Origin of the sequence: Paenibacillus forsythiae T98, assembly GCF_000520735.1 — a bacterium.
GTDB classification, from domain to species: Bacteria; Bacillota; Bacilli; order Paenibacillales; family Paenibacillaceae; genus Paenibacillus_AQ; species Paenibacillus_AQ forsythiae.
The window spans coordinates 1-7,435 of the sequence record NZ_ASSC01000107.1 but is presented as its reverse complement, the minus strand read 5'-3'; the positions used below and the strand labels follow the sequence as shown (position 1 = coordinate 7,435).

Below are 7,435 nucleotides of genomic sequence, written 5' to 3'. Positions count from 1 at the left end.
TGCTATTCGCCAGCATCGGGCTTGTCGCCGCCGGCGTCGCCGTAGCCGGCGGCATCGGCTTTGTCGGCCTGATCGCCCCGCATATGGCGTCCAGGCTCGCCGGGCTATCGCACCGCAGATCCCTGCCCGTCAGCGGCATTCTCGGCGCGGCGCTGGTGCTTGCCGCCGATTTCATCGGGCGCACCGTGTTCTCGCCCGCCCAGCTTCCGGTAGGCATCGTCCTGTCCATTATCGGCGCGCCTTATTTCGTCTGGCTGCTGGCAAGGCAGCGTTCCCGCTCCAGCTAAGGCATATTGAAAGGAGAATATCCGGATGCACTCGAAGCTTGCTCATTCCAAGCATATTCATTCGCTTGAACTTGACGGCCGAAGGCTCACCGTCTATCTGCCCCCTTCCTACCCGCTGTCGAGCCGCCGGTATCCCGTTGTATATGCCCATGACGGCGGGGATCTGATGGCTATCTGTCACAGCTATATGGAGCGGCTTTTCCGGGAGGGGCTGCTCGCCGAGCTGATCGTCGTCGGGATGAAGACGTCCTGCCGGACCGATGAGTACACGCCCTGGCCTGCGGCTCGGCTTGAGGCCGAAGCTCCGGCTTTCGGCGGCAGGGGCTGCGCTTATATCGATGAAGTCGCCGATTCCGTCAAGCCTTATATCGACAGCCTGTACCGCACGCTGTCCGAGCCGGGCTGCACGGGCATGATCGGCGGCTCTCTCGGGGGTCTTGTCACGCTGCTGGCCGCCTACCGGCGGCCCGATGCCTTTGGCCGGTTCGGCCTCCTGTCGCCTTCCGTCTGGTATGAAGGCTTTCTGGAGTTCGCGGCGGGTCGGCCGCTTCCGGATGCCGGGCTTCGCCTGTACGTATCTGTAGGCAACCGCGAAGGACTCTATAAACGAAACAAACAGCGGGAAGCGGTTGCAAGCACCCTTGAGCTGTGCCGGATGTGGGAAGCAACAGGCGTCTTGGACGGCCAACTCCATCTGGAGGTTGAAGACGGCGCGACTCATGGCCTGCTCGCCATGGCCAATCAGTTCCCCAAGGCGCTTCAATGGCTGTACGGGCCTTGCCGCGACGGCGAAACAGAGCCAGAGAAGAGCCAGATTTCACCACGGTACACTGTTCCCGGAACCGAGGTGTTCGACCTGCGTTCCGGCCGGACCGGGCTGGATTACCGCATCTTTGTGCATATACCGGTCAAGCCCGCCCCGGATGCCGGTTATCCCGTGCTGTATACGGTGGACGGCAACGCATACTTCGGGTCCTTCGCGGAAGCGATGCGGCTGCAGACGAGACATCCGCGCGGCCTGCCTTCGGGCATGATCGTCAGCATCGGGTATCCGTCCGACGAGCCTTTTGTCTCGGAACGGCGCTTTCTCGACCTTACCGTGCCCGCCATGCAGGAGGACCTGAGACCGGATGGCACCGCCTGGCCGTGCAACGGTGGAACGGAACACTTTCTCGCTTTCATCGAACATGAGCTGATGCCGGAAATCCGCCGGAGATACCGTGTGGATGGCAGCAAGCAAGCCTTATTTGGTCATTCGCTCGGAGGCTTCTTTACGCTTTACACGCTGATTACACGCCCCTCCCTGTTTCAGACGTATATCGCCGGAAGCCCGTCCTTCTGGTGGAAGGACCGAGTGCTGTTTGACCTTCTCCCCGGCCTTGAGGAACACCTGCGGGAAGGCGGAACGGAAGTGTCGCTGATGATCGGCATCGGCACCGATGAGAAGGAGTCCATGCTCGAAGACGCCAGATTGTTTATGGAGCGCTTGAAGCCTTGCAAGGGAAAGTCTCTCAAGCGGTTGCAGCGGATTATTTTCGAGGGAGAGGGCCATGTATCCGTACTGCATTCCATGATCAGTCCCATGCTTCGCTTCGTCTTCGCCGAAGACGGCGCCGCGCTCTGCATCTAGAGTCCTGCGTCTGGCAATCCAGCGATTTGGGACTTTCTGCATAGGCGGTGTAACAAAGCAGGTAACACCTCCCGATATAAATAAGAGTATAAAGACCCGGGAGGAATGGGAATGAGTGTCAGGATAAAATTAATAGTGCTGGTATCGCTGCTGATTGCAGCGCTCACCGGCAGCAGTATTTTGGCTGTGCTAGCGATCCGTGAAATTGCGCAAGAAGCGCAGGAGCTCCGCGAGCTGAATGAAATGCAGCGGGATATGAAGCAGGTGCAATATCTGCTTGTCGGGCTGGCAAATGACGAGAGAGGCTATTTGCTGACCGGCCAGGCGGAATTCGCCGGGGAAATGCGGACGAAGATGGACGGCATTAACCAGCTCCTCCAAGCGATGGCCCCGGTGCTAAGGGACAGGTACGGCTCTGCGGCGCAAGAGATTGAGGACGCTTTGTTGAAACTGTTTCAGTTGAACGGCGAGATGGTGCGCCTGCGCGGCAGCGGCTCGGTGCAGCAGGCCCAGCAGGTGCATTTCGAACAAGAGCGAAGCCTGCGGAAGCAGACGGTCAATCCGGCTGTCGAACAGGTGGTCAAGCTTCTTGCGGAGGAGGCCGCCCCGGTTGAAGCTCATATTAAAGCAAACTCTGCCCGCTCTCAGATTATTTTGCTGACGGTCTCCATTCTGTCCGTGATCCTCGGAGCGGGGGCCTCCATCCTGCTGCTGCGAATCATCTTGAAGCCTTTAAGAATGCTCAATGAACAGATGAGTGAAATCGCGGCGGGCGAAGCCGACCTTACAAGAACGATTCGCATTGCCCAAAAAGATGAATTCGGCATCCTGGCGGGAAGCTTCAATGCTTTTGTTGCATCTCTAAGGGATATCATCGGAAAGGTTGGAGAAGCCGCCGGTCAGCTGACTTCCGTATCGCGGCAATTCTTCGAAAGCGCCCAGCAGTCCCAAGCCACATCCCGGATTATCGCCGAATCCATGCAGACCATTGCCGACAAAGCTTTCGAACAAAATAAACAAGCGGCCGCCAATGCAAGCCAGACGCGCGAATCGCTGGAGCGGATCGAATCCATTTCCCACCACTCCTCCGACATGGCCTCCGCTTCGGTCAGCATGCAGGAGCGGGCCGGTCTCGGCGAGCAGACCCTTGCCCGGATGGGCGAGAAAATGAATGATATCAAGCAGGCGGTGGACGAGGCGGATTCAAGGCTGACCCTGCTCTCCGGGCAGACGGTAAAGATCGCGGAGATTACCTCGCTGATCAACGAAATCTCCGGCCAGACCCATCTGCTTGCGCTCAACGCATCCATTGAAGCGGCAAGAGCGGGCGATGCGGGACGGGGATTTGCCGTGGTGGCCGGGGAAGTGAAGAAGCTGGCCGGGTATTCCGCGGAATCGGCCCAAGAGATCGGCGAATTGACCCGGAGTATCCGGGAGAACGCCAGTCTGGCGCTCAGCAGCATGACCGACGTCAAAGCCAGAACGGCTGAGGGGAATGAAATAGCGGGCCACAGTACGGAGCAGTTCCGGGAGATTCTGCGCTCCATAAGCGAGGTGTCCGGCAAGACATCGGAAATCTCCGGCTCGGCGCAGCTTGTCCGCAAAGAGTTCACAGCCGTATCGCAAACGATGGAAACCGTCGGTGCAAGCACCAACACCATTTCGGCGGGCACTCAAGAGATCGCCGCAGCAACCCAGGAGCAGTTGGCATCCGGCGAGGAAATGCGCTCCTCGGCGGAATCTCTAAGCAGCACGGCAGAAAATCTCCAGTCGCTAATCTCACGCTTTAAAGTCTGATGAACGTTGCTTCTGCTGTGTAAGTGGGCTGAAGCCAAACCAGCACGGGGTTCATCCCCAGGGAGGGTGTCACGTAAGCCGGGAAAATGGCTGCGGCGGCGCCCTTTATTGCTCAGGCGAGAATCTCCACTCGAATGAAATCGAACATTCTCCGCCAATTCAGGTGCGGCCATGAAGCGCTCTTGATGAAACAGATCATGCAGAAATCCTGAAAATGTGCATCTTTTGGCCGCGCGAGAACACCTCTTGTATAGCAGAGCTGCGAGGATACAGTTTTTTCCTTGAATTAGCCTTGCATTCAGCTACACGGTCTCAAATTCCTGCACGCTTTCAGGATTTCCCCTTAAGAATAGAGGATTTGGATTGAAAAGCCTGCACTTTAGCGCTTTTGCCAGACGCTAAGCTTCAATCACAACCCGCGTGGCCGCGTCACTTGACGGCAGGGCGCAAACAGCCAATGCCCGGGCCCGCAGCAATACATATCAACCCGGGCCGTCCCAACAGGAACTGTCCGATAAGCCAGCGATAACGCCCAGAGACGCCCCTTTCGTATGTCTAAAAGGTTCAGTCGGTGTTCTGGCGAACGCTCCGTCCGAAGCGGAATAGCGGATATGCGATAAGGCCGCAGGCAGGCCGGAGCGAGAACTGGCCTGGGGACACCCCTTCATAATTCCGCAGCCTTCCCCTCCCCCTCCCGGCGGACTACTTTCACAGCAGCAGATAAGCGAAAGCCAGTTTGGGCAAATTTCCTTCGGCATACCTTGGAGCGCTATTTAAGTTGAAACTGGCGCGGCTCCCGTGATAATTTAGAGCGGGAAGCATAGCTTTTTTTATGAATAGGCAGGATGTAGCTTGGGGAGGGAAAGTGTATGGACAATCTGGCGATTAAGACCTGTTCGGAGGCGGACCTCGGGCTGCTGGCGGAGCTGAACCGGCAATTGATCGAAGACGAGCAGCATGATAATTCTATGAACACCGATCAACTGAGGGAACGGATGAAGAATTTTCTGGATGGAGATTACCAGGCGTATCTGTTCCTGGAGAACGGAGTGGTCAGAGGCTACGCCCTTGTTCGTTTTGGAGACAACCCGCGGTATTTAAGGCAGTTTTTTGTGTGCCGGGAGTGCAGAAGGCAAGGCTACGGACAGGCCGCTTCCGCAGGCTGCTGGAGTTTCTCGAAACGGACAGGCTGGATATCGAAGTGATGTACTGGAATGAACGGGCCTATGGATTCTGGAAGTCGCTCGGGTTCAGGGAAAGAAGCATTTATATGAGACTGGAGCCATGAGAAACCATTTCCGTGAAGCAAAAAGAGCGCCTCAGCCGCCATTTCCACAGCAGCCGAGAGCGCTCCTTTACCTGATAACTCCTTATTTGGAAATCTCCACACGGGAGTTTCTCTTCCAATTTTGCTGAAAGAGCGATTGGGTATGGCCTTTCAGCTGCTGGAGATCAATGGAACGCAGATATTCCCAGCCCAGCCACTTCATCCTGGCCTGCACCGGCAGGCCGTTGTCCACCTCGGCGTTAAGCGCCGGGAAGGAGCAGGCGGCCACCTCGCGGCCAAGCTGCGGGCCGGTCATATAGCGCGCAATCGGCTCAAGCTCGCGGTAACGATCCTTGCGGACCAGCATGAACAGCGGATTCGAGATCGCTCCGTCCTCCGGCCACACGACGGTCACTTTATCCGGTCTCGGACTGTACCTTGCAAAAGCCCAGGGCAGCACATAAATCGCCGCGCCCTCCGAGGAACCGCTGCCTGCCGTTTTGGCCATTTTCGAGCCGTGCCAGCCGTCCTTGATTGTAACGCCCAGACGTCGCACACCTTCATCCCCATGCTCTTTATGCGTGTACATCAGCAGCAGCTCCGATACTTTTTCGCTGGAGCCGACGACAATGACATTGTTCTCGTACACGGGATTCATCAAATCGGCCCATTCCTTCGGACGCGGCAGCGAACCGATCCGGGTCTCGTCGATCATCATCACATAGGGATAGATTCCGTACAGCGTGTATGCGCCAAAAGGATCAATCAGATCCTGGGGAAGCGAGGCATTAAGCGGCATGTCCACCGATTGAAACACATTCTTCTTCAACAGATTATCCCGAAATTCCGCACGGAAAAAATCGCTAAAGCCGCAGCCGCTCACAATTCCCGGGAAGTCGCGGACATTCTCCGCCAGCCAGACATTCCGGTACGGATTGCCGCTGCCGCAGTTGCGGGGCAGGTAACAATTGAAATTTCCGCCGGTCTCTTCCCGGTAATCCGTCATCCAGTCATCGAAGCAAGCCTGAAACCGCTGGCGCATCAGACAGATGGTCATCCCGAGAAAATCCACCTCGCCCGCCGCAGGCAGCGGCCGCTCTTCCTCCCCTTCATTGAGCAGTGACAGCAGGGTATCCGCCGGTTTCCCTTCACTGTTCAGCATACGGTTCAGATAAGCATCCGCCCCGTAACGGCGAAGCAATTCTTGCGACGAGCCCGCGTCAAAAAATTCCTTGAGCACACCGTCTTTGTCCGGATACCGTTCCAACAACTCGCCAAGCTTCAAATACGTTCTGATTGCGCCCACTTTGTGGCCTCCTTTAGCTTGTTATGCCTCCTCTAGGATGACTTTTCATGTTTCTTTAGATTTTCTTAAAAATTTTAAAAAAAGGGAGTGATCCATATCATACTCAAACAAATAATCGAGCAGAAATGTTCAGGAGCGGTCGTCTACAGCGATAATTTCAAGTCTCGAATACGTCTGTTCAGCCAGCGAGCGAATGCAGCGTTCCAGCGCTTTATGCTCGTTTCTGGCGGCAATAATTACCGAGATCAGCGGCGGGTCCCCGGCCGGAATCACTTCCGTCTTGTACAGCTGGCCGATCTGCCGCCATGGCCGTATACAATATCGCCACGTCTCCCCACATCAGCGCATTCAGTCCCGAAAGCAGCCAATACAGCCATTCCCCATTCCACTTAAATTTGTACGAACGTTCTAATCTTGCCAAAAAAACGGGATTCCTACTCGGAAATCGCCCGTATAAACAAGGCCGCCGTCTCCCGGTACAGCTCCCGCAGCGTCTCCTTGTCCAGCGTATGCACATACGCATTTAATCCGCCGAGCCATCCGCTTAGCAGCAGGCTGAGACGAGCGGCGTCCCCTTGCCTGAAATCGCCGCTTGCCATTCCCTCGCCAATGATTTCGCGGTAAGCTCCTATCGGCGTGCTCGCCAATCCATATAGCGCCTGCAAGGTCGACGGCTGCACATCGGGTAGCGCCGCCAGCTCCTGGCCCGCTTTCAGCAGATCCTGCTTATAGTTGCTCATCACGAAGTCGGCCATGTCATACAGCTTCTCCGCAGGCGAGGAGCAAGCTAAAGCGCGTTCCCTCCAGCGCTCCCCCCACCTTCGCATCGTCTGCTGCGCCAGAGCGACGAACAGCTCTTCCTTGCTCTTGAAGTGATAGTAAATATGCCCCTTGCTGTGACCCGTCGCCCTGGAAATATCCGCGATCGAGGTGGCGGCATACCCTTTACGCGAGAATAGCCCTTCGGCTTCCTTCAGCACATCCTGCCGGACCCGTTCGCTATCGTAGCTTCTTTTGGCCACTATTCCTCACTGCTTCCCTTAGATATAGAACGATTGTACTAATGCGATCATAAAATAACTTCCGCTTTTTGGCAAGCGGGAAGTCGCCGGGAGGCGGGCTTGCCTCCCATCCCTTCCATCATCCCT

At 56.4% G+C, this 7,435-nt stretch carries 7 protein-coding genes; 4 read left to right on the top strand and 3 right to left on the bottom strand.

The features are described from left to right. From L692_RS27700 to L692_RS0103630, 4 genes are all read left to right on the top strand, one after another. A partial coding sequence (locus L692_RS27700) for an iron chelate uptake ABC transporter family permease subunit (protein ID WP_036721806.1) occupies positions 1–287 on the top strand: 287 nt, incomplete at its 5' end. Between the two features lie 25 nt (positions 288–312). Next, positions 313–1,917, top strand: coding sequence for an alpha/beta hydrolase (locus L692_RS30475; RefSeq protein ID WP_025697300.1), 1,605 nt, complete (start codon positions 313–315; stop codon positions 1,915–1,917). Between the two features lie 111 nt (positions 1,918–2,028). Then, a complete protein-coding gene (locus tag L692_RS0103640) occupies positions 2,029–3,714 on the top strand; it encodes a methyl-accepting chemotaxis protein (protein WP_025697298.1) in 1,686 nt (561 codons plus the stop codon). 869 nt (positions 3,715–4,583) lie between these two features. Further along, on the top strand, positions 4,584–4,919 hold the full coding sequence (locus L692_RS0103630; RefSeq protein ID WP_025697296.1) for a GNAT family N-acetyltransferase: 336 nt from the start codon (positions 4,584–4,586) through the stop codon (positions 4,917–4,919). Positions 4,920–5,084: 165 nt separating this feature from the next. Here L692_RS0103630 and L692_RS0103625 read toward each other — a convergent pair whose 3' ends face one another. The 3 genes from L692_RS0103625 to L692_RS27690 form a co-directional block, all read right to left on the bottom strand. Next, positions 5,085–6,287 (bottom strand): ABC transporter substrate-binding protein, encoded by a 1,203-nt coding sequence (locus L692_RS0103625; RefSeq protein ID WP_025697294.1) that lies wholly within the window; start codon positions 6,285–6,287, stop codon positions 5,085–5,087. Between the two features lie 129 nt (positions 6,288–6,416). Beyond that, the gene (locus L692_RS31010; protein ID WP_198027697.1) at positions 6,417–6,560 is read right to left on the bottom strand and encodes a glycosyltransferase family 2 protein; all 144 of its coding nucleotides are present in this window, start codon (positions 6,558–6,560) and stop codon (positions 6,417–6,419) included. Between the two features lie 161 nt (positions 6,561–6,721). Next, entirely contained in the window at positions 6,722–7,309 is a 588-nt protein-coding gene (locus tag L692_RS27690; RefSeq protein ID WP_036721801.1) for a TetR/AcrR family transcriptional regulator, read from the bottom strand. Between the last annotated feature and the right edge of the window lie 126 nt (positions 7,310–7,435).

Excerpts from the sequence above, each read along its gene's own strand:
- L692_RS0103640 (WP_025697298.1), top strand. The coding sequence starts at position 2,029 with ATGAGTGTCAGGATAAAATTAATAGTGCTGGTATCGCTGCTGATTGCA.
- L692_RS30475 (WP_025697300.1), top strand. The coding sequence starts at position 313 with ATGCACTCGAAGCTTGCTCATTCCAAGCATATTCATTCGCTTGAACTT.
- L692_RS0103630 (WP_025697296.1), top strand. The coding sequence starts at position 4,584 with ATGGACAATCTGGCGATTAAGACCTGTTCGGAGGCGGACCTCGGGCTG.